This is a genomic window from Geodermatophilus sp. SYSU D00814, from assembly GCF_054050055.1.
This window is the reverse complement of record NZ_JBJGYP010000029.1, coordinates 1-20,302: the sequence shown is the minus strand read 5'-3', so window position 1 is coordinate 20,302 and position 20,302 is coordinate 1. Positions and strand designations below refer to the sequence as shown.

The window sequence follows — 20,302 nt, the reverse complement described above, 5'->3', positions numbered from 1 at the left end:
CGGAGCCGGGCCCGGCGGGGCCCGAGCCCGGGACGTTCCCGCGGGAACGCCACCGGACCCTCCCGGCCGCGGTGGGTCGGGAGGGTCCGGGCGAGGCGGACGGTCAGGCGACCGCCCGCCGGGAGGTGACGACCGCACCGGCGACCAGGCTGACGACGACCCACCCGGTCAGCACCAGCACCTGCGTGGTGCCGCCGTGCCCGAGCGCGAGGCCGAGGACGGCGTCGGCCGGGTCGAGCTTCTCGGCGATGCCCGGCTGGGCCAGCCGCAGGACCGGCATGACGCCCAGGACGGTCAGGTAGAGGCCGGTCAGCGCCGCGGGCGAGTTCGCGACGGCGGCACCGACGCCGGCACCGATCACCGCGAAGGCCGCACCGGCCGCGGCCACGACCCCGAGGGCCTGCGGGACGCCGTCCCAGGCCAGGTCCCCGACGGGGGCCACCGCCAGCACGCCGGCCGTCGCCGCGGCCGCGACGGCGGCCAGGACCCCACCGAGGAGGGCCACGGCGACCGCCTTGGCGGCCAGCACGCGCCCGCGCTGGGGGACCACGAGGAACGTCGTCTGCACGGTCCGGTGGGTCCACTCGCCGGCGGTCGACAGCACCCCCACGGCCAGCAGCACGAGCACGGTGACCAGGCCGAGGGCGCCGATCGGCCCGGCGGCCGAGCCGAGGTCGTCGTCGCTGGTCATCGCCATGACAGCGGCGGCGCCGGGGGCGAGGAACGCCGACACCAGAGCCAGCGTCTTCCCCGAGCGGGTGGACAGGGACTTGCGGACCTCGATGCCGACGAGGGTGGCGGCCGACGGGCCCCGGGACCGCACGGCCTGGCGGGTGGGGACAGCGGCGGGGGTGGTCAGGGAGGTGGTCACGACGGTCTCCTCGGGAGGGAGTAGTGGGGCGGTCAGGCGGTGAGCTGGAAGAAGACGTCCTCGATGCCACGGCTGGCCGGGCGCAGGTCGCTGAGCGCCAGCCCGGCCGCGGCGGCGACCGCGCCCACGGCACCCGGCTCGGCGCCGGGCACGGTCAGCCGGCCGTCGGCACCGTGCTGCACGGGAAAGCCGGCGGCCTCCAGCGCGCGGGTCAGCGCGGCCGGGTCGGCGGCGCTGACGGCGGTGCCCTCGTCGCCGAGCAGCTCGGCCACCGGGCCGTCGGCCACGATGCGGCCGGCGCCGATGACCAGCAGCCGGTCGACGGTGTGCTCGACCTCGCCGAGCAGGTGGGACGACAGCAGCACCGTCCCGCCGCGGGCGGCGTGCCCGCGCAGCAGGTCCCGCATCCACCGGATGCCCTCGGGGTCCAGGCCGTTGGCCGGCTCGTCGAAGACCAGCACCGGCGGGTCGGCCAGCAGCGCCCCGGCGATGCCCAGCCGCTGGCGCATGCCCAGCGAGTAGCCGCCGATCCGCCGCCGCGCGGCCCCGGACAGCCCGACGGTCCCCAGCACCTCGTCGACCCGCGCCCCGGGCACCCCGATCGCGGCGGCGAGCAGCTGGAGGTGGACCCGCCCCGTCCGGCCGGGGTGCACGGCCGAGGCGTCGAGCAGCGTCCCGACGACGGCGCCGGGGTTGGGCAGCTCGGCGTAGCGCCGGCCGTCGACCAGCGCGGTGCCCGAGGTCGCCAGCACCAGGCCGGTCATCATCCGCATCGTCGTGCTCTTGCCGGCCCCGTTGGGTCCGAGGAAGCCGGTCACCGTGCCCGGCTCGAGGACGAAGGACACGTCGTCGACGACGGTCCGGGAGCCGTACTGCTTGGTCAGCCCGCTGACCTCGATCATGGGGACCTCCTCGGTCGCCGACCGGCCCGTCCGGTCACGACGACGAGACTGGCCGGGAGCGGGGGTGCGCCGCGTCGGCCGCGGGGCTCGACCCGCAGCGCCGGGAGTCGCGCGCCGTGTCGTCCGAACGGTGACCCCGGCAGCGACCGACGGACGACCCGCCGGGGCGGCACGGCGTCCTACGCTCCGCGCCATGGGGCTGCGCGCACGGCTGTGGCCGGGCCTCGGACCCCGCAGCATCGGGTTCGAGGTGGCTCTCGCGCTGCTCGGCACCGTCGCCGTCGGGCTGTCCGCCGCGGCACCGGGCAACGGCCCGCTGGCCCTCGTCGTCCCCGGCACCGTGCTGCTCGTCGGCACGCTGGCGCTGCTGCGCCGGTCGGCCCCGCTGGTCCCCTTCGCGGTCGGCGCGGTCCTGGCGGCGCTGACCCCCGCGGTCACCGTGGCGACCCTGTTCACCGCCTACGCGGTCGGCCGCTACGAGGGCCGCTGGCCGCTGCGCACCGCGGCGGCGGTCGCGGGCGTCGTCGCCGTCGCCCAGCCGTGGACGCTCGGCACGGCGAGCGAGTGGGTCGGCGCGGCCGGCGGCGCGGTGCTCACCGTGCTGCTGCCCGGTGCGCTGGGCGCCTGGGCCCGGACGCGGGCCGAGCTCGTCGCGGCGCTCACCGGCCGGGCGGAGCGGGCCGAGGCCGAGCGCGAACTGCTGGCCCGCGAGGCGGTGCTCACCGAGCGCACGCGGATCGCCCGCGAGATGCACGACGCCGTCGGGCACCGGGTGAGCCTCATGGTGCTGCAGGCCGGGGCGATCGAGGTGGCCGCGCAGGACCCCGGGCGGGTGGAGCAGCTGGCCGGCCAGGTGCAGGCGGCCGGGCGGCAGGCACTGGAGGAGCTGCGGCAGATGGTCGGCGTGCTGCGCGCGGAGGAGGTCGACGAGTCCGCGCCGCTGGGTCCGCAGCCGGGGCTGGCCGACCTGCCCCGGCTGGTCGAGGCGGCCCGCGCCGCCGGGATGACGGTGGCCTGGACCGGGCCCGCGGAGGGGAGCGCGCCGGTCGACCCCGCGGTCGGGCGGGCGGCCTACCGCATCGTGCAGGAGGCGCTGACCAACGCGGGCCGGCACGCCCCGGGCGCCCCGGTCGAGGTGGGCGTCGAGCGGGCGCCGGCCGAGCTGCGCGTCCGGGTGCGCAACGGGCCACCGGCCCGCGCCGCGCAGGCGGTGCCCGGCGGCGGCTTCGGGCTGGTCGGCCTCGCCGAGCGGGTGCGCACGCTCGGCGGCCGGCTGCGGGCCGAGCCGCGCCTCGACGGCGGCTTCGGCGTCGAGGCGGTGATCCCGGCGTGAGCGGGCAGCCCGACGCCCGGCGGATCCGGGTGCTGCTGGTCGACGACGAGGAGCTGGTCCGCTTCGGCCTGCGCACCGTGCTCGAGGCGGCTGGGGACGTCGATGTCGTCGGCGAGGCCGGCGACGGTGCCGCGGCCGTGGCCGCCGCCCGGGAGCTGCGCCCCGACGTCGTCCTCACCGACATCCGCATGCCGGGGATGGACGGGCTCGCCGCCACCCGGGCGATCCTCGCGCTGCCCGACCCGCCGCAGGTGGCGGTCCTGACCACCTTCCACGTGGACGAGTACGTCTACGCGGCGCTGGCCGCCGGCGCGGCCGGCTTCCTGCTCAAGGACACCCCGCCGCGGGAGATCGCCGCCGCCGTCCGCGCGGTGGCCGACGGGACGGCGACCCTCTCCCCCGCCGTCACCGCCACCCTCATCGCCTCCTACGTCGACCGGCGGGCCGCACCCCGGCGGGCCGAGGCGCTGCGGCGGGTGGCCGCCCTGTCCGACCGCGAGCGCGAGGTGCTGACCCTCCTCGGCAGCGGGGAGTCCAACGCCGACCTCGCCCGGCGGCTGTTCGTCAGCGAGGCGACGGTGAAGACCTACGTCTCGCGGCTGCTCACCAAGCTCGACCTGGCCAACCGCACGCAGGCCGCGATCCTCGCCCACGAGGCCGGCCTGCTCGAGGGCTGAGCCGGCGGCTCAGCGCGACAGCAGGCGGCGCGTCTGCCGGGCCCGCGCGACCAGCGAGCCGTCCTCGGCGCGCAGCTCGGCGTCGTCCACGGCCACGTCCTCGTCGACCCAGGTGGTGACCTGGTCGACCAGCACCCACGCGCCGGCGGCCGGCGGCGGGCCGGCCAGGTGGGCGGTGAGCTCGACGGTCGGGACGGCCAGAGGCGTGGTGCGGACGGCGAACAGCGACGGCGGGAGCGCGTCGAGCAGCACCCCGAGCCCGACCAGCGGCTCGAGGTCGCCGTCGACGCGCACCCACGCGGTCAGCCGCGGCTCGTCGCCGCCGGCCAGCGGCCGCGTCGCGCCCAGCGCGCGGACCGACAGGTGCTCGGCGAAGGGCACCAGGTCCCGCGGCAGCGCGAACGGCACCCCGTCGCCGACCGCGGGGACCGGATCGGGCGGGGCCGGCCGCACCGGGCGGGCCAGCGTCAGCACCTGCGCGACGGCGGCGACCCGGCCGCCCTGCTCCAGCGTGGCGCGCACGCTGCCGGTGGTCCCGGTGCGGTCGGCGGTCGTCTCCACCCGGGCCTCGGCCGAGGGCTCGACCCCGGCGAGCAGGTGCGCGGTGACCGCCCGCGGAGCGGCCCCGGCCCGGTCGGCCGCCGCGGCCAGCAGGTGCCCGACCACCAGGCCGCCCTGCACGTGGGTGAACGACCGCCAGCTCGGGTCGAACGTCAGCACGCGCGCGGGCGCCGGACGGGTGGTGTCGGGAAGGGCGGCCAGGCTCACGGTTCCTCCGCTCGACCCGGCCGGACGGTCCGGCCAGGGCCGGGAGCGACCCTACGCCTCTCGGTACGAGAATCCAACCGACTCAGCCGTCGTCCAGGGCGAAGGAGCCGGTGGCGACCTCCCCGACGCGCCGGTGCGCCGTCATCACCGCGCCGGTCGAGGTGGTCGCCGAGGAGACCGTCTCCCAGGTGCGCGGGGCGGCCCCGCCCGCGAACAGCCGCCTGCCCTGCCCCAGGACGACGGGGAAGACGATCGTGCGCAGCTCGTCGACGAGGTCCTCGGCCAGCAGGGTCTGCACCAGCCCGATGGAGCCGTGCACCTGCAGCTCCCCGCCGTCGGCGGCCGTGAGCGCGCGGACCGCGGCCACCACGTCGCCGTCGAGCAGCCGGGCGGTGGACCACTCCAGCGAGGTCAGCGTCCGGGACGCGACGTGCTTGGTCCTCGTCTGCAGCGCCGCTGCGACCGGGTCGCCGGTGGCGTCCACGTGCGGCCAGTGCGCCGCGAAGATCTCGTAGGTCCGGCGGCCGAGGAGGAAGTCCTCGGCCGGCCGGAACCAGGCGTCCATCTGCTCCCCCATCACCTCGTCGGCGAAGGGCACCAGCCAGCCGCCGAACGGGAAGCCGCCGGAGGGGTCCTCCTGCGGGCCGCCGGGAGCCTGGGCGACCCCGTCGAGGGTCAGGAACGTGGTGACGACGAGCGGGCGCACGGTGCTCTCCTCCGGGCCGGGGGCGGTGTCGGGGTGCAGACGCCGGCCGCGGCCGCGACTCATCGGTCCGGGTGAGACCCGGGCGGGCCGCTGCAGCCGTGCCCGGCCGGTGTCGATGGGGAGGTGTCACCCCCCTCCGGACGAGGAGCACCCGCATGGCCCGCACGCGCACGGACGCCGAGCAGCAGGTCGCCGACCTGCTGCGGACGGCGAGGAAGTCGCTGCACATGCCGGTGGCGTTCCTGACCCGGATGGACGGGACGACCCAGCACCTCGAGGTGGTCGACACCCGGGTGCCGCTGCTGGTGCAGGAGGGCGCCGCGGTCGCCCAGGAGACCTCGTTCTGCCAGGCGATCCTGGACGGCCGGCTGCCCGCGGTCATCGACGACGTGAAGCGGTACCCGCTGGCGATGTCGCTGCCCTCGGCGCGCATCCCGCGCATCCGCAGCTACGTCTCGACGCCGGTCACGCTGTCCGACGGCAGCCTCTACGGCACCTTCTGCGCGTTCGGGTTCACCTCCGACAAGGAGCTCACCACCCGCGACGAGGCGCTGATGAGGGTCCTCGCCTCGGCCGCCTCGGTGGTCATCGAGCCGGAGATCCGCGAGCGGCAGCGCCGCGACGACATCGACGGCCGCCTCGGCCCGCTGGTGGCCGCCGGCGGCCCGAACGTCGTCCTGCAGCCGATCGTCGACCTGGTCACCGGCCACCGGGTCGGGGCCGAGGCGCTCAGCCGCTTTCCGCGCGAGTGGGACAAGGGCCCCGACGTCGTCTTCGAGGAGGCGCACAGCATCGGCCGCGGCCACGAGGTCGAGCTGCTGGCGCTCCGGGGCGCGGCCGCGCACCTGGACCGGGTCGGCGGCTACGTGGCCATGAACGTCTCCCCGCAGACCCTGCTGACCCCGGCGTTCACCGCGCTGCTGGATGAGCTGCCCCTCGACCGCGTCCTGCTGGAGCTCTCCGAGCACGACCCGGTCGAGGACTACGACGCGCTCACCCGCGCGCTGCTGCCCTTCCGGGCGGCGGGGATGCGGCTGGCCATCGACGACGTCGGCGCCGGCTTCTCCTCGCTGCGGCACATCGTCGTGACCGACCCCGACGTCATCAAGGTGGACCGCAGCATCGTCAGCGGCCTGGACACCGACCCCGTGCTCGCCCGGCTGGTCGGGTCGCTGGTGACCTTCGGGCACGGCTGCGGGGTCACGGTGGTCGCCGAGGGCATCGAGACCGCGGAGGAGGCCGCCGCGCTGCGGGACCTGGGCGTCGACCTCGGCCAGGGCTGGTACTTCGGCCGCCCGGGGCCGCCGGAGGCGCTGGCCCCCGTGGCGCCGGCGCTCGTCGAGTCCCGGCCGGCCTGAGGCGCCGGGTGCCGTCGGTGCGCGGCGCTAGCGTGCGGCCATGAGCCGGACGGCGTCCCCCCGCGACGTGCTGGCGTACCGCGTCGCCGTCCAGCAGCTCGACCGCGAGGCCGGCACCGTCGCCGACACCGCGGTGCTCGACCTCGGCGTGCAGGACACCGGTCCCGACGGCGGGTCCTGGGCGCTGGCGGTCCGCGGGGTCGACGTCGCGGCAGTGGACCCGGCCGAGCTGGCCCTGGTCTGGACGCTGCGCGGCGCCCCGCACCTGTACCGGCGCGCCGACCTGCCCGCCGTCGCCGCGGCGACCGCGCCGTTCTCCGAGGCCGACGCGGCCAAGCGGGTCTTCGACGCGGCCCGGCCGCTCACCGCGGCGGGCATCCCGGTGCTCACCGCGCTGGACACCATCGCCGGGCGGATGCGGGAGATCGTCACCGCGCCGACGGTCAAGGGCGAGATGTCGCGCCGGCTCTCCGACGCCCTCGCCGACGCCGACGGGCCCGGCCCGTACAACCGGTGGTGCCGCCCGTGCGGGGCGGTGCACCTCTACGAGCAGCCGTTCCGCCTCGCCGCGCTGCGGGCGGGCCTGGAGCTGCAGCCGGGCACCTCGCCCCCGGTGCTGCAGCCGGTGCCCGGGTTCGCGCCGGCCGACGGGGTCCCGGACCGCCTCGACGTCGTCCGCGCGTACCTGCACCTGCTCGGCCCGGCCACCCGCCAGCACGTGGCCGGCTACCTCGACGCGCCGGTCAGGGAGGTCACCGCCCACTGGCCCGACGACGCCGTCGAGGTCGAGGTGGACGGGCAGCGGCGCTGGCTGCTCGCCGCCGACGCCGACCGGCTGGGCGCGGGACCGGCCCGCGGCACCCGGCTGCTCGGCCCCTTCGACCTGTTCCTGCAGAGCCGTGACCGGGAGACCCTGGTCGCCGACCCCGCGCACCGCAGGGCCCTCTGGCCGGTGCTCGGCCGCCCGGGCGCGGTGCTGGCCGACGGGGAGGTCGTGGGGGCGTGGCGGCCGCGCAAGGCCGGGTCGTCGCTGACCGTCGCCGTCGAGCCGTGGCGCCCGGTGACCGCCGCCCTCCGGGACGCCGTCGGCGAGCAGGCCGAGCGGCTGGCCGCCGCCCGCGGTGCCCGGCTCAGGGCCGTCGAGGTCGCCTGAGCGGTCCGCCCGCACCGGCCGTCCACCGGTCGGCGGACCCGCCGGCGGCCTCCGGGCTGCCACGATGGGCGCCATGACGGAACCGGTCCGCACCGCAGACCTCCGGGTGTCCGACGTCGAGCGGCGGGCGGTGCAGGACCGGCTGCACCGGGCGGTCGGCGCCGGCCAGCTCGACCTGCACGAGTTCGACGAGCGGCTGCAGAAGGTGTGGGCGGCGCGCACCCGCGGCGAGCTGCAGCAGGTGACCCGCGACCTGCCCGAGCCCCCGCCGCCGGCACCGCGGCACCGGGCGTTCTCCGGCACGCCCGGCGGCACCGCGATGCGGGTGCTCGCGACGGTGTGGGCCAGCGTGGTCGCGGTCAACGTCGTCGTCTGGCTGCTGGTGTCGCTGGGCAACGGCGGGCCGGTCCACCCGTGGTTCATCTGGCTGGCGCCGTCGGGCGCGGTGCTCGCCGTCCTCTACGCCACCGGGATCGGCCGCCCCCGCCGTTAGCGCGGTCCTCCTTCAACGCTCGGAGCGACGGCGGCGCCGCGTCTTCGCCCCGTACATCGCCCGGTCGGCGCGGGCCACGACGTCGTCGGGCGCGTCCCCGGGCCGGCCGACGGCGCCGCCGACGCTCATGCCGACCCGCAGCGGGCCGGCCACCGTGGGCACCGGGGAGGCCACCTGCTCGGACACCAGCGCGGCGAGCTCGCCGACGTCGGTCTCGTCGCAGCGGGGGGAGAGCAGCACGAACTCGTCGCCCCCGAACCGGGCGACGACGTCGGCCGGCCCGGCCGCCGCCCGGAGCCGGGCCGCGACCTCGACCAGCACCGTGTCGCCGACGCCGTGCCCGTGCACGTCGTTGACCCCCTTGAAGCCGTCGAGGTCGCAGAAGAGCACGCCGCAGGGGTCCGCCGACCCCGGGTCCAGCCGCCGGGTGAGCTCCTCGAAGAAGGTGTGCCGGTTGGCGATGCCGGTGAGCCGGTCGGTGCAGGCGCGCTGGGCGAGCTGCTCCTCCCGGCGCCGCTGCTCGGTGACGTCGACGCCGACGCAGGCCACCGCGAAGGGCCGGCCGTCGGGGGCGTGCAGCACGTTGTTGCGCATCGACACCAGCCGGCGGGTGCCCTCGCCGGTCAGCCAGTCGCCCTCCTGCGGGTACGCCCGCCCGGTCGCCAGCGCCCGCTCGAGCGCGTCCCGGGCGAGCTCCCGGTGCTCGGGGACCACCCACACGTCCCAGAACCGCCGACCCAGCAGCCGGTCGGCGGAGCACCCGGTGAACCGCTGCAGCGCCGGGTTGGCCAGCAGGATCCGCCCGTCGGCGCCCACGACCGTGACGAGGGCGTCGGTGCCCTCGACGAACGCCTGCGCCAGTCGGTCGTCCACTCAGTCCGGCACGCCGCGCTCACCGCCGCGCGCCCCGGCCCGGTCGCCGGCCCCCTCGTCGCCCACGTCGGCCCCTCCCCCGTCGTGACTCCTCGACACCGCGATGAGATCACGGCCACCGCTCCACGTCGATCGTCGGCGTTCGGTTCCCGGAGGCCCGGTGGAGCGGGGTGCGGCGCGGCTCTTCCGGAGCCGGATGTCTCAGCACTAAGGTATCCGGGCATGGCAGCGGCGCGCCGGGTCCGGATCGGCATCGACACCGGGGGCACGTTCACCGACGTGGTCGCCGTCGACGAGGAGACCGGGGCGACGACGACCACGAAGACGCCGTCGACCCCGGCCGACCCCGCCGAGGGCTTCCTCACCGGCGTCCGCAAGGTCCTCGGCCTGCTCGACCTCGACGGCAGCGCGGTCACCGCGGTCAGCCACGGCACGACCGTGGCCACCAACCAGCTGCTCGAGGGCAGGCTCGACCGGATCGGCTTCGTCGCCACCGAGGGCTACGAGTCCGTGCTGGAGATCGCCCGGCAGTCGGTGCCCGACGGCTACGGCAACAGCTACTTCTGGGTCAAGCCGCCGCGGATCGTCCCCGCCGACCTCGTGCGCACCGTCCGCGGCCGGCTCGACCACACCGGCGCCGAGGTGCGCCCCTTCGACCGCGACGACGCCGTCGCCGCCGCCCGGTTCTTCCGTGACGCCGGCATCACCACGATCGGCGTCTGCTTCCTGCACGCCTACGCCGACGACGGCCACGAGCGGGCGATGCTGGAGGTGCTGCGCGAGGAGCACCCCGACGCCGTCGTGTCGATCAGCTCGGAGGTGCTGCGCGAGTACCGCGAGTACGAGCGATCGGTGACCACGCTGGTCGACGCCGCGGTCAAGCCGCGGGTGGGGGCCTACGTCACCAACATCCGCACCCGCCTCGACGAGATCGCCCCCGGCGTGCCCTTCTACGTGATGAAGAGCAACGGCGGCGTGCTGTCGGCGGCCGAGGTGGTGCACCAGCCGATCACCACGATGCTCTCGGGCCCCGCCGCCGGGGCGCTCGGGGCCGCGCTCATCGCCGGGACGGCCGGCTTCGACCGGGTGCTGACCTGCGACGGCGGCGGCACCTCCACCGACGTCACCGTCGTCGTCGACGGCGAGCCGGCCCTGACCACCGAGGGCTCGGTCGGCGACTACCCGTCGAAGATCCCGATGATCGACGTCGTCACCGTGGGCGCCGGCGGCGGCTCGATCGCGTGGCTGTCGCCCGAGGGCACGCTCAAGGTGGGCCCGAGGTCGGCCGGTGCCGACCCCGGCCCGATGTGCTACCCCGCAGGCGGTGACCAGCCGACCGTCACCGACGCGCACGTCGTGCTCGGCCGGATCCCCCCGCACCTGCTCGGCGGGGAGATCCCGCTGTCGGTCGACGCCGCCCGGGCCGGGCTGGAGGAGCTCGGCGGGAAGCTGGGGCTGTCGCTGGAGCGCACGGCGCTCGGCATCCTGGAGATCTCGGCGTGGAACCAGGCCAACGCGCTGCGCCAGGTGACCGTGGCCCGCGGCCTGGACGTCCGCGACTTCACCCTCACCACCTTCGGCGGCTCCGGGTCCCTGCTGGCCTGCCGGCTGATGGACGTCCTCGGCCTGCCGCGGACGCTGGTGCCGCCGAACCCCGGCAACGTCAGCGCGTTCGGGCTGCTCACCGTCGACGTCCGCAACGACCACGTGCAGACGGCGATCAGCCGGCACGCCGACCTCGACCTCGACCGGGTCCGCGCGCTGTTCGCCGGCCTGGAGGACCGCGCCCGGGAGTCGCTGGACGGCGAGGGCTTCGGCCGCGGCGAGCAGCGGGTGCAGCGCACCGCCGACCTGCGCTACGTCGGCCAGGCCTTCGAGGTGCGGGTGCCCGTGCCCGACGGCGACCTCGACGCCGCCGCGGCCGAGACGGTGGCGCAGGCCTTCCACGCCGCCCACCGGCAGCTCTACGGCTACGACTTCGCCGCCGACCCGCGCCAGGCCGTCGAGTGGGTGAACCTGCGCGTCACCGGCATCGGCCCGATCCGCCGTCCCGACCTGCCCGAGCTCCCGCCCGCCGAGAGCGGCGTCGAGCGCGCCGTCACCGGCTCGCGGCCGGTCCTCTTCGGCGACGACGGGACCGGCGACGGGACCGGCGGCTGGGCCGACACCCCCACCTACGACCGCACCCGGCTGGCCCCCGGCGACGTCGTCGCCGGCCCGGCGGTGGTGGAGGAGTTCGGCTCGACCGTGCCGGTGCACCCCGGCTTCACCGCCACGGTCGACCGGTTCGGCAACCTGCTGCTGGAGAAGGAGTCCGCGCGATGAGCCTCACCGACGGCACCGCCGCCGACCCGGTGCTCGTGGAGATCGTCGCGGGCACGCTCGCGGCGATCGAGCGGGAGGTCGAGACGGCGATCGGCCGGACCTCGCGCTCGCCGATGATCCGCGACGCGCACGACTTCCGCGCCGGCATCCACGACCGGCAGCTGCGCAAGCTCACCGGCCGCTCCTACTCGGCGCTGGTGCACCCGGTGGTGCGCGACTACCCGATCGACACCATGCGCCCCGGCGACGTGTTCTTCCACAACGACGTCTACCTCTCCGAGGGCGGGATCGGGCACCTGCCCGACCTGTGCGTGACCGTGCCGGTGTTCGCGCACGCCGACGGCGAGGAGCGCGTCGTCGCCTTCGTGCAGGCCTTCGGCCACCACGACGACATCGGCGGCGCGGTGCCCGGGTCGATGCCGAGCGCGGCGACCAGCGTGTACGAGGAGGGCCTGATGGTCCCCCCGATCAGGCTGTGGGACCGCGGCGTGCCCAACGAGAGCGCGCTGAAGATCATGACCCGCAACTCGCGGATGCCCGACTCGCTGGCCGCCGACCTCGACGCCGAGTGCTCGGCCTGCCTGGCCGGCGCCCGGCGGCTGGGCGAGCTGTTCGACCGCTACGGCGTGGCCGCCGTCGAGGCCTGCTTCGACGCGATCCTGGCCAACTCCACCGAGGTCTACCGGCGGGAGATCCTGTCCCGGATCCCCGACGGCACCTACGTCTGGGAGGACTACGCCGAGCACGACGGCGTCGAGGCGCCGCAGCTGCACCGGCAGCGGATCACGCTGACCATGGACTCCACCCGCGAGGTGCCGCTGGTGATCGACTTCACCGGCACCGGCCCGCAGGCCAAGGGCCCGATCAACCACTGCGGCGACTACGCCGACGGCAACTTCCTCAAGAAGTGGCTGGCGCCGATCCTGCGCAACCTCGCCGAGACGCCGGAGCGGATGGCCGAGCTCGACGTCAACGAGGGCGTGGTGCCGCTGATCGAGATGCGGTTCCCCGAGAAGGGCACGCTGCTCACCCCGGTCTTCCCCGCGCCGACCAACGCCCGCACCTTCGTCATCCTGCGGCTGCTCGGCGTGCTGGCCGGGGTGCTGGCCAAGGCCACCGGCGGCCGCATGCCCGCCGACCAGGAGACGATCCGCTACACCGGCGTCTACGGCACCGACCTCGACGGCCGCCCCTACCTCATGCGCGAGGTGCTCGGCGGCGGCTCCGGCGGGCGGTACTACGCCGACGGCGAGGACACCATCCACGTCGTCCCCGACTCGCGGAACCTGCCCACGGAGTTCACCGAGTCCCGGTTCCCGCTGCGGGTGGAGCGCCTCGGGCTGGCGCTGGACTCCGGCGGACCCGGTCGCCACCGCGGCGGCTGCGGCTACGAGAAGCACATCCGGGTGCTGCGCGACGCGCACTTCATGTCGATCGCCGACCGCTCGATCCTGTCCTGCTGGGGCGTCAACGGCGGGAAGGCGGGGCGGCCGTTCCAGGTCACCGTCGACCCCGGCGGCCCCGACGAGCGCGAGGTCGACGCCCTCGCCGACGCCGAGCCGCTGCCGGCCGGCACGGTCGTGCGCATCCGCACCACCGGCGGCGGCGGGTGGGGCGACCCGCTGGAGCGGCCGGTGGAGGAGGTGCTGCGCGACGTCGCCTGGCGCAAGGTCTCCGTCGGCGGCGCGCGCGAGGACTACGGCGTCGTCGTCCGCGACGACGGCACCGCCGACCTCGAGGCGACCGAGGCCCTGCGCGCGCAGGTGCGCGCGGCCCGCACCGGGGACGAGCCGTTCTTCGACCGCGGCCCGGGCTACGCGCTGCTGTCGGGCGGGGCGACGTCCAACGAGTTCGACGTCCTGTAGGTGCGCTCGTGCTCTGCCCCTCCACCGGGGGCAGAGCACGAGCGCCCGCGGGTCAGGTGTCGAGCTCGGTGCTGTGCGGCGGGGGCTTGGCCTCCTCGCCGGTCTCCCCGTCGGTGCCGTGGTAGCTCGGGTGGTCGGTGGTGCGCGGGTCGTCGTCGCCGGCCGCCTCGACGTCCTCGGGGACGAGCGGGGTCTCGTGCAGCACGTTCTCCCGCGCCTGGTCGCGGTCGGTGCCCGGAACCTCGGTCATGGGTCCTCCTCGCGGATCGGGTGCTGCCTCCCCTACCCCGTCACCCGCCGGGCAGGCGCGGGTTCGCCACCGGTGAACGCGCGGCCCGCAGGACGTCGGCGGTGCGCTCGTCGGCGGGCAGGAACGCCTCCACCGACAGCTCCGCGGCGGTGAGGTCGACGGCGGTGCCGAAGGTGGTCACCGTGCTGAGGAGGGAGAGCACCTCCCCGCCGGCGCGCACCCGCAGCGGCACCGCGATCCCGTCGGGCGTCGAGCGGTCGGTGCCGCCGGGCAGCGCGGACAGCTCGCGGTGCAGCGCGGCCAGCCCGGGGTCGCCGGTCAGGTGGGCCTCGCGGCCCAGGCGGTGCAGCACGTGCGCCCGCCACTGCGGCAGGTTCGCGATCCGCGGCGCGAGCCCCTCGGGGTGCAGGCTCAGCCGCAGCACGTTGGCCGGGGGCTCGAGCAGGTGCGGGGCGACGCCGTCGAGGAACAGCGCCACGCTCGAGTTCGCCGTGACCAGCTCCCAGGACCGGTCGACCACCAGCGCGGGGTGGGGCTCGTACGCGGTCAGCACCAGGTCGAGGGCGCGGGTGACCGCGGCCATGTCCGGGGAGCCGAGGGCGCGCCGGCCGTAGGCGGGGGCGAAACCGGCGGCCAGCAGCAGCTCGTTGCGCTCCCGCAGCGGCACCTCGAGTCTCTCGGCCAGTCGCAGCAGCATCTCCCGGCTCGGCCGCGACCGGCCGGTCTCGAGGAAGCTCAGGTGCCGCGCGGAGACGCCGGCGTCGAGGGCCAGGTCCAGCTGGGAGAGCCGGCGGCGCTGCCGCCAGCCGCGCAGCAGCGCCCCGACGGACGGCGCGGGAGCGGTCACGGTGGCGGTCACGCCGCGGACGCTAGCGACGACGACGTCCGGCGTCGCCTACCTGACGGGTAATCGACGCCCTTCCCCGGCGGCGGCACGGTCGTCGCCATGACCACGACCGCCACCCCCACCCGCCGCCCCCTCGACCTGCTCCGGACGGCGCTGCGCCTCGACGCCGTCGTCACCGGCGCCAACGGCGCCGCCTACCTCGTCGCCGCCCCGCTGCTGACCGACCTGCTCGGCGTCCCCCCGGGCGTGCTGCGCGGGCTGGGCGCCTTCCTGCTCGCCTTCGCCGCCGGTGTCGCGCTGGTCGGTGCCCGCCGGCGCGTGCCGACCGGAGCCGTCGAGGTGGTGGTCGGCGCCAACGCGCTGTGGGTGGCCGGCAGCGTCGCCGCCGTCGTCACCGACCGCTTCGACCTCACGGCCGCCGGCACGACCTGGGTGCTGCTCCAGGCCGCCGTCGTCGCCGGCTTCGCCGCCCTGCAGCTCACCGCCCTGCGCACCCGCTGAACCCCAGTCCCGGACAGGAGAGAGCCATGACCGCCACGACCGACCTCGCCGACCGCTACCTCGCCGCCTGGAACGAGACCGACCCGGCCGCCCGCCGGGCGCTGGTCGACGCCCTGTTCACCGCGGACGTCCGCTACACCGACCCGCTGGCCGACGTCGAGGGACGCGACGGCCTGGACGGACTGATCGCCGCCGTCCAGGCGCAGTTCCCCGGGTTCGTCTTCCGCCTCGCCGGCCCCGCCGACGCCCACCACGGCCAGCTGCGTTTCACGTGGCACCTCGGGCCCGACGGTGCTGAGGCGCCGGTGACCGGTTTCGACGTCGCCGTCACCGACGGGGACGGCCGCATCCGCACCGTCCTCGGCTTCCTCGACCGCGTGCCGTCGCCGGCCTGACCGTGACACCCCGCACCGGGGCCGTCAACGACGGCTCCGGTGCCACCATCTGCGCCGCCGCGGCGGCGCCGCCGGGGCGTCCTCCTCGACGGCGGGCGGCGGGGGTGGGCGGTCCCGCCGCCAGCCCGCCACCAGCGCGTCGACGTCGGCCAGTCCGGGCACCGGCGACCAGCGGCTCTCCTGCGGCCGCCGCCAGAAGGCCTCGACACGGGCGTTGTAGTCCTCGGCGACGGCGCGGACGGCGGCCTCCGACGGCAGCGCCGCGACGCGGGCGGGCAGGTCGTCGCGCTCCCGGCGCAGCGCCAGCCCGGGCGGCAACATCTCCGCCGGCGTGATCCCCTCGCGGCGGGCCTTGGCCACCGCCCAGTCGTAGACCGTCTCGTCGGGGTCGAAGGCCGGCAGCGGCCGCCCGGCGCCGCGCAGCCCGGTGAAGTCCCCCCGCTCCTGGGCCTGCCCGATCTGGCGCTCCACCCAGGTCTCGAACGACACCCCGGCCGGCTTCCGCTCGGTCACCCGCTCACCTCCTGCCCCCATCGTCCGCCTCTGCCAGGCTCCCCTGCGATGCTCGGCTGCATGCGGACGACGGGCAGCCGGGAGATCTACCGCAACCCCTGGATCCGGCTGCGCGAGGACACCGTGCAGCGCGCCGACGGGTCGACCGGGGTCTACTCCGTCGTCGAGAAGCCGCACTTCGCGATCGTCCTGGCCGCCGAGCGGGACGGGTTGTGGCTGGTCGAGCAGTTCCGCCACCCGATCGGGCGCCGGGCGTGGGAGTTCCCGCAGGGCACCTGGACCGCGGGTAGCGGAGGCACCCCCGAGGAGCTGGCCCGCGCCGAGCTCGCCGAGGAGACGGGGCTGCGGGCCGAGCGGCTGGAGCACCTGGGCCACCTCGACCTCGCCCCGGGCCTGTCGACGCAGGAGTTCGACGTCTGGCTGGCCACCGGCCTCACGTCCGGCCCGACCGCCCGCGAGGCCACCGAGGCGGACATGGTGACGGCGTTCGTGCCGGAGACCGAGCTGCGGACGATGATCGCCGAGGGCCGGTTCACCGACGGCCCCTCGCTCGCCGCCTACGCCCTGCTCCTCCTCCGGGGCCACCAGCGCGCGGCGGCAGCGGTCAGGCGGTGCGGAGGGAGCGCAGGGCCGGGGTGACCCGCGCCAGCTCGTCGAGCACCGCCTTGCCGCCGCCCTCGAGCTCGGCGTTGGGCACGAACTCGCCGTCCGCGTCGAGGAACTGGGCGAAGAACGGCACCGACACCGCCTCGGGCACCGTGTGCACCCGCAGCGCCCCGAGCACCGGCTTGAGCGCCACGGACGCGCGCAGGCCCGCCGAGACGCCGCCGTAGGTGACCAGCCCGGCCGGCTTGTCCGCCCACTCGACGGCGAGGTAGTCCAGCGCGTTCTTCAGCGCGGCGGGGAAGGAGTGGTTGTACTCGGGCGTCACGAAGACGAACGCGTCGGCGCGGGAGACGGTCGCGCTCCAGTCCCGGGTGTGCTGGTGGGTGTAGTCCTGCAGCCGCGGGTGGTGCGGCTCGTCGAACACCGGCAGGCCCACCTCGGCGAGGTCGACGAGCTCGACGTCGAAGGCGCCGTGGGCCTCGGCCAGGCGCTGCACCCAGCGGGCGACGGCGATGCCGCGGCGGCCGGGGCGGGTGCTGGCGGCGACCACCTGCAGGACGGGACGGGACACGGGGGCTCCTCGGGACGGCGGCGGACTCGTCGACGGACAACGGTTGCCTGCACCAACCGCTTCCGGCACGGGGCGTGACGTCCACCGCAGCCCGTGACCCGATCGTGCCTGGACACCGCCGTCCCGCTCGTGCCCGGCTCCGCGACCGTCGCGGAGCGTCGCGACGTGCCCTGAAGGGGTGAGCCGGCAGCTCAGGGGCCTGCGCCGGCGCCGGGCAGGCCCGACGCTGACCGGGTGCCGCTCTCCGTCCCCGGTCTGCCGGGCCTGCCGCCGGACCTGGCCGGGCCGGTGGCGGTGGAGCTGGCCAAGCCCGTCCGGGACCTGCCGACGGCGACCGCGCTGCCCGGCGGCTGCCGCTACGAGCCCAAGTGGGACGGCTACCGGCTCGTCGTCGTCCGCGACGCCACCGGCACCCGGCTGTGGTCCAAGCAGGGCCGCGACCTCACCGACCGCTTCCCCGACCTCGCCGCGGCGGCCCTCGCGCAGGTCCCCGCCGGCACGGTCCTCGACGGCGAGGTGGTCGTCTGGGGCGGCGAGCGGCTCGACTTCGGCCTGCTGCAGCGGCGGCTGGTCACCCCGCCGTCGCGGATGGCCGCGCTGGCCGCCGCGCACCCGGCCTCCTACGTCGCCTTCGACCTGCTCGCCTCCGGCGGGACCGACCAGCGCCGCCGCCCGCTGCGGGCCCGCCGCGCGGCGCTGGAGGAGCTCGCGCAGCGGTGGGCGCCGCCGATGCAGCTCTCGCCGGTGACCGCCGATCCCGCCGAGGCCCGCCGGTGGGCCGCCGACCTGCGCCCGCTGGGCATCGAGGGGCTGGTCGCCAAGGGCGCGGCCACCCGCTACGCCGGGGGCCGCCGCGAGTGGCTCAAGGTGAAGTCGTGGGAGACCACGGAGGTGCTCGCCGGCGGCGTCATCGGCCCGCTGGAGCGTCCCTCCCAGCTCGTCGCCGGCCGTCACCGCGACGGCGAGCTCGTCGTCGTCGGCCGGACCGCCCCGCTCTCCCCCGCGCAGGCCGCGGAGCTCGCCGCCGTCCTCTCCCCCGCCGGCCCCGACCACCCGTGGCCCGACCGGATCGGCACCGGCCGCTTCGGCGGCGGTCGGCTGTCGGTCCCCCTCACCCGGGTCGACCCGGTGACCGTGGTGGAGGTCAGCGCCGACGCCGCCCTCACCGCCGGGGTGTTCCGGCACCCGCTGCGCTTCGTGCGGGTGCGCTCGGACCTGCACCCGGAGGACGTCCCGCCGGCGGGCTAGGGCCGCTGCGGCAACCGCCCGAGCGTCACCAGGAAGCGGCGCAGCAGCCCCGCCAGCTCCGCGAGCTCGTCGTCGCTGAGCCCGGCCAGCAGCCGGCGCTCGGTGTCGAGGTGGTCGGGGAGCGCCGCGTCGAGCGCCTGCCGGCCCGCCGGGGTCAGCGTGACGACGACGGCCCGCCCGTCGGCCTCGCTGCGCGTGCGGGTGATCAGCCCGCGCTCCTCGAGGCGGTCCAGCCGCTGGGTGATGGCGCCGGAGGTCACCAGGGCGGTGCGCATGAGCGCGGTGGGCGTCAGCTGGTAGGGCTCCCCCGCCCGGCGCAGGGCCGCCAGCACGTCGAAGGACGGCGCGTCGAGGCCGTGCCGGGCGAAGGTGGCCCGCTGGGCGAGGTGCACCTCGCGCTGCAGCTGGGTGATCCGGCCGATGACCCCCATCGGCGAGCAGTCCAGGTCGGGCCGCTCGCGGGCCCACTGCTCGAGGATGAGGTCCACGGCATCCTCCACCCCGGTACCTCAGCAGTGAGAGATCGCGGACGTCAAGCCGCGCCGCGCCCGGACTCCGCGCGGTGCAGGGTGTTGGCCAGCCGCACGGTGAGGCCGCCGGTGGTGCCGGGGAGCAGGTCGACGGAGTCCCACAGCTTGCGGGCCAGCCACAGCCCCATGCCGCCCGCGCCGAGGTCGTCGCCGTGCGCGGGGACGAAGCCGGCGAGCGGGTCGTCGAAGCCGGCACCGGAGTCGGTGATCGTGCAGACCACCGAGGTGTCGTCGGCCCACACCCGCGCCGAGACCGGCGGCCGGCCGTGGCGGAAGGCGTTGGCGGCCACCTCGCTGGCGGCCAGGTGCAGGTCGGCGCACTGGTCGGCGTCGCGGACGACGGCGGCCAGCACCCGCCGCAGGTCCCTGCGCAGCGCGGGCAGCGCCGCGACGCCGTCGACGGCGAACACCGGCTCGCCGGCCTCCACCGGCTCACGGACGACGGCGAGCTCGCGCAGGCACCGGTCGGGCCGGCGGTACTCGGAGCTGGCCACCCGCAGCCCGCCCATCAGCAGCTCCGGGTGCGCCAGCCGCGCCGTCTCGAGCGCCTCGGCGGGCAGCCGCTGCCGGTCGTAGAGGCAGAGCAGGGTCAGTGGGGCGGTGGCGGCGAGCGCGTTGACCGCTGCCTCGTAGCGGCGCACCTCGCGCCAGCGCCGGGGGTCGGCGTCGTACCGGGGCTCCGCGGCGACCCGCAGCCGCCCCGACCCGCTGCCCGCGGCGCGCTCGAGCAGGCGCCGCACGGCGGCCACCGCGTCGGGCGCCCGCGCGCCGATCAGGCAGATGCGAGGGTCCTCCTCGACGACGGCGCGGCCGTGGAGACCGAGGGTCCGGCGGACGGCGTCGGCGGTGTCCGGCGAGCCGGCGAACACCGGCAGGTCCCCGGCACGCACCCCCTCCTCGAGGAACGCCGCGGCGACCTCGACGGCCTCACCGGCGGAGCGCACGAGGGCGGCGGTGTGGACCAGGCCACCGGCCGCGGGGTGCCCTGCAGGCGTTCCGCGCCCAGGCTCCGCCCACGTGGCGGAGGTTCCTGCCCGTTGGTCCACTGGCCCCTCGACAGCCTCCGGCCCGGACTGCTCCGGCCCATTCCTCCCGATTGTGGGCCACGCACCCCCGGCACCGCTCGGTGGGTGCCCGTGGCCTCCTCCTCCGGGAGGGGGTCGGCCCGCCGCGGAGGCGCTCAGCCGGCCGGGACGACCCCGCCGAGCGCCAGGACGCGCGCCGGGGCGCTGCCCGCGCGGGTGCGGACGTCGAGCGCGGCGCGGCGCGCGGTGGCCGCGTCGCGCAGCTCGAGCACCAGCCCGACGCCGGCGCTGGCCAGGTAGGTCACCGGCCGCAGGTCGAGCACGACCCGCTGCCCGGCCGGGAGCTCCTCCAGCTCCTCCAGCGCCCCCAGCGCCTGCGCCCGCAGCCCGCCGGTGGTGGGGGGGGGGGCGGCGGCCCGGCCCGGCCGCCCCCCCACGGCGGGGGCCCGGGGGGGGGTGCGCCGGGGGGGGGGGGCGGGGGCGCGCGGGGTG

At 76.8% G+C, this 20,302-nt stretch carries 23 protein-coding genes; 11 read left to right on the top strand and 12 right to left on the bottom strand.

The features are described 5' to 3' along the window. Window positions 1–103: 103 nt before the first annotated feature. Entirely contained in the window at window positions 104–871 is a 768-nt protein-coding gene (locus ACI780_RS19575; RefSeq protein ID WP_457005082.1) for a hypothetical protein, read from the bottom strand. Between the two features lie 32 nt (window positions 872–903). Beyond that, the gene (locus ACI780_RS19570; protein WP_457005080.1) at window positions 904–1,773 is read right to left on the bottom strand and encodes an ABC transporter ATP-binding protein; all 870 of its coding nucleotides are present in this window, start codon (window positions 1,771–1,773) and stop codon (window positions 904–906) included. Between the two features lie 193 nt (window positions 1,774–1,966). On the opposite strand from ACI780_RS19570, the gene ACI780_RS19565 reads away from it, so the two are divergent. Together ACI780_RS19565 and ACI780_RS19560 are read left to right on the top strand one after the other, a co-directional pair. Then, window positions 1,967–3,106: a sensor histidine kinase gene (locus tag ACI780_RS19565; RefSeq protein ID WP_457005078.1), complete on the top strand. Its 1,140-nt coding sequence runs from the start codon at window positions 1,967–1,969 to the stop codon at window positions 3,104–3,106. Next, window positions 3,103–3,783, top strand: coding sequence for a response regulator transcription factor (locus tag ACI780_RS19560; RefSeq protein WP_456871531.1), 681 nt, complete (start codon window positions 3,103–3,105; stop codon window positions 3,781–3,783). The genes ACI780_RS19565 and ACI780_RS19560 overlap by 4 nt, the downstream gene beginning before the upstream one ends. Window positions 3,784–3,792: 9 nt before the next feature. On the opposite strand, the gene ACI780_RS19555 is transcribed toward ACI780_RS19560, so the two are convergent. Both ACI780_RS19555 and ACI780_RS19550 read right to left on the bottom strand, forming a co-directional pair. Then, window positions 3,793–4,551, bottom strand: coding sequence for a thioesterase family protein (locus tag ACI780_RS19555; RefSeq protein WP_457005076.1), 759 nt, complete (start codon window positions 4,549–4,551; stop codon window positions 3,793–3,795). Window positions 4,552–4,633: 82 nt separating this feature from the next. After that, on the bottom strand, window positions 4,634–5,257 hold the full coding sequence (locus tag ACI780_RS19550) for a dihydrofolate reductase family protein (RefSeq protein ID WP_457005074.1): 624 nt from the start codon (window positions 5,255–5,257) through the stop codon (window positions 4,634–4,636). Between the two features lie 155 nt (window positions 5,258–5,412). On the opposite strand from ACI780_RS19550, the gene ACI780_RS19545 reads away from it, so the two are divergent. The 3 genes from ACI780_RS19545 (at window position 5,413) to ACI780_RS19535 (ending at window position 8,261) form a co-directional block, all read left to right on the top strand. Next, window positions 5,413–6,615 carry a sensor domain-containing phosphodiesterase gene (locus tag ACI780_RS19545; protein ID WP_456871534.1) on the top strand — a complete coding sequence of 401 codons (1,203 nt, stop codon included), beginning with the start codon at window positions 5,413–5,415 and terminating at the stop codon, window positions 6,613–6,615. 40 nt (window positions 6,616–6,655) lie between these two features. Next, window positions 6,656–7,768, top strand: a complete 1,113-nt coding sequence (locus ACI780_RS19540) for a winged helix DNA-binding domain-containing protein (RefSeq protein ID WP_457005071.1) — start codon at window positions 6,656–6,658, stop codon at window positions 7,766–7,768. Between the two features lie 73 nt (window positions 7,769–7,841). Continuing rightward, a complete protein-coding gene (locus ACI780_RS19535; protein WP_457005069.1) occupies window positions 7,842–8,261 on the top strand; it encodes a DUF1707 SHOCT-like domain-containing protein in 420 nt (139 codons plus the stop codon). A gap of 12 nt (window positions 8,262–8,273) precedes the next feature. On the opposite strand, the gene ACI780_RS19530 is transcribed toward ACI780_RS19535, so the two are convergent. Further along, window positions 8,274–9,134, bottom strand: coding sequence for a GGDEF domain-containing protein (locus ACI780_RS19530; protein ID WP_456871537.1), 861 nt, complete (start codon window positions 9,132–9,134; stop codon window positions 8,274–8,276). 222 nt (window positions 9,135–9,356) lie between these two features. Here ACI780_RS19530 and ACI780_RS19525 point away from each other — a divergent pair, with 222 nt between their 5' ends. After that, entirely contained in the window at window positions 9,357–11,459 is a 2,103-nt protein-coding gene (locus ACI780_RS19525; RefSeq protein ID WP_457005067.1) for a hydantoinase/oxoprolinase family protein, read from the top strand. Continuing rightward, on the top strand, window positions 11,456–13,324 hold the full coding sequence (locus ACI780_RS19520) for a hydantoinase B/oxoprolinase family protein (protein ID WP_456871539.1): 1,869 nt from the start codon (window positions 11,456–11,458) through the stop codon (window positions 13,322–13,324). The genes ACI780_RS19525 and ACI780_RS19520 overlap by 4 nt, the downstream gene beginning before the upstream one ends. A gap of 52 nt (window positions 13,325–13,376) precedes the next feature. Here ACI780_RS19520 and ACI780_RS19515 read toward each other — a convergent pair whose 3' ends face one another. Beyond that, window positions 13,377–13,574 (bottom strand): hypothetical protein, encoded by a 198-nt coding sequence (locus ACI780_RS19515; protein ID WP_456871540.1) that lies wholly within the window; start codon window positions 13,572–13,574, stop codon window positions 13,377–13,379. A 40-nt stretch (window positions 13,575–13,614) separates the two neighbouring features. Further along, complete coding sequence (locus ACI780_RS19510) at window positions 13,615–14,433, bottom strand: helix-turn-helix domain-containing protein (protein WP_456871541.1); 819 nt, start codon at window positions 14,431–14,433, stop codon at window positions 13,615–13,617. Between the two features lie 87 nt (window positions 14,434–14,520). On the opposite strand from ACI780_RS19510, the gene ACI780_RS19505 reads away from it, so the two are divergent. Beyond that, window positions 14,521–14,922: a hypothetical protein gene (locus ACI780_RS19505; RefSeq protein WP_457005063.1), complete on the top strand. Its 402-nt coding sequence runs from the start codon at window positions 14,521–14,523 to the stop codon at window positions 14,920–14,922. 26 nt (window positions 14,923–14,948) lie between these two features. Then, window positions 14,949–15,317: a nuclear transport factor 2 family protein gene (locus ACI780_RS19500; protein WP_456871543.1), complete on the top strand. Its 369-nt coding sequence runs from the start codon at window positions 14,949–14,951 to the stop codon at window positions 15,315–15,317. A 24-nt stretch (window positions 15,318–15,341) separates the two neighbouring features. Here ACI780_RS19500 and ACI780_RS19495 read toward each other — a convergent pair whose 3' ends face one another. Next, window positions 15,342–15,830, bottom strand: a complete 489-nt coding sequence (locus ACI780_RS19495; protein ID WP_457005061.1) for a DnaJ family domain-containing protein — start codon at window positions 15,828–15,830, stop codon at window positions 15,342–15,344. Between the two features lie 60 nt (window positions 15,831–15,890). Between ACI780_RS19495 and ACI780_RS19490 the strand changes: the two genes are divergently transcribed. Continuing rightward, entirely contained in the window at window positions 15,891–16,469 is a 579-nt protein-coding gene (locus tag ACI780_RS19490) for an NUDIX domain-containing protein (protein WP_457005059.1), read from the top strand. On the opposite strand, the gene ACI780_RS19485 is transcribed toward ACI780_RS19490, so the two are convergent. After that, window positions 16,435–17,007: an NADPH-dependent FMN reductase gene (locus ACI780_RS19485; RefSeq protein WP_457005057.1), complete on the bottom strand. Its 573-nt coding sequence runs from the start codon at window positions 17,005–17,007 to the stop codon at window positions 16,435–16,437. The genes ACI780_RS19490 and ACI780_RS19485 overlap by 35 nt on opposite strands. Window positions 17,008–17,241: 234 nt before the next feature. On the opposite strand from ACI780_RS19485, the gene ACI780_RS19480 reads away from it, so the two are divergent. Continuing rightward, the gene (locus tag ACI780_RS19480) at window positions 17,242–18,255 is read left to right on the top strand and encodes an ATP-dependent DNA ligase (protein WP_457005055.1); all 1,014 of its coding nucleotides are present in this window, start codon (window positions 17,242–17,244) and stop codon (window positions 18,253–18,255) included. Here the strand turns inward: ACI780_RS19480 and ACI780_RS19475 are convergent. The 3 genes from ACI780_RS19475 to ACI780_RS19465 all read right to left on the bottom strand — a co-directional run bounded on the left by ACI780_RS19475 (window position 18,252) and on the right by ACI780_RS19465 (window position 20,247). After that, window positions 18,252–18,743, bottom strand: a complete 492-nt coding sequence (locus ACI780_RS19475; RefSeq protein WP_456871548.1) for a MarR family winged helix-turn-helix transcriptional regulator — start codon at window positions 18,741–18,743, stop codon at window positions 18,252–18,254. The two genes, ACI780_RS19480 and ACI780_RS19475, sit on opposite strands and share 4 nt — an antisense overlap. A 44-nt stretch (window positions 18,744–18,787) precedes the next feature. Continuing rightward, window positions 18,788–19,831: an anti-sigma factor RsbA family regulatory protein gene (locus ACI780_RS19470; RefSeq protein ID WP_457005053.1), complete on the bottom strand. Its 1,044-nt coding sequence runs from the start codon at window positions 19,829–19,831 to the stop codon at window positions 18,788–18,790. 134 nt (window positions 19,832–19,965) lie between these two features. Further along, the gene (locus ACI780_RS19465) at window positions 19,966–20,247 is read right to left on the bottom strand and encodes an STAS domain-containing protein (protein ID WP_457005051.1); all 282 of its coding nucleotides are present in this window, start codon (window positions 20,245–20,247) and stop codon (window positions 19,966–19,968) included. Window positions 20,248–20,302: the final 55 nt, after the last annotated feature.

Bases quoted from the DNA above. Each gene is read 5' to 3' on its own strand.
- ACI780_RS19570 (WP_457005080.1), bottom strand. From the start codon at position 1,773: ATGATCGAGGTCAGCGGGCTGACCAAGCAGTACGGCTCCCGGACCGTC.
- ACI780_RS19565 (WP_457005078.1), top strand. From the start codon at position 1,967: ATGGGGCTGCGCGCACGGCTGTGGCCGGGCCTCGGACCCCGCAGCATC.
- ACI780_RS19545 (WP_456871534.1), top strand. From the start codon at position 5,413: ATGGCCCGCACGCGCACGGACGCCGAGCAGCAGGTCGCCGACCTGCTG.
- ACI780_RS19540 (WP_457005071.1), top strand. From the start codon at position 6,656: ATGAGCCGGACGGCGTCCCCCCGCGACGTGCTGGCGTACCGCGTCGCC.
- ACI780_RS19535 (WP_457005069.1), top strand. From the start codon at position 7,842: ATGACGGAACCGGTCCGCACCGCAGACCTCCGGGTGTCCGACGTCGAG.
- ACI780_RS19525 (WP_457005067.1), top strand. From the start codon at position 9,357: ATGGCAGCGGCGCGCCGGGTCCGGATCGGCATCGACACCGGGGGCACG.
- ACI780_RS19520 (WP_456871539.1), top strand. From the start codon at position 11,456: ATGAGCCTCACCGACGGCACCGCCGCCGACCCGGTGCTCGTGGAGATC.
- ACI780_RS19515 (WP_456871540.1), bottom strand. From the start codon at position 13,574: ATGACCGAGGTTCCGGGCACCGACCGCGACCAGGCGCGGGAGAACGTG.
- ACI780_RS19505 (WP_457005063.1), top strand. From the start codon at position 14,521: ATGACCACGACCGCCACCCCCACCCGCCGCCCCCTCGACCTGCTCCGG.
- ACI780_RS19500 (WP_456871543.1), top strand. From the start codon at position 14,949: ATGACCGCCACGACCGACCTCGCCGACCGCTACCTCGCCGCCTGGAAC.
- ACI780_RS19490 (WP_457005059.1), top strand. From the start codon at position 15,891: ATGCGGACGACGGGCAGCCGGGAGATCTACCGCAACCCCTGGATCCGG.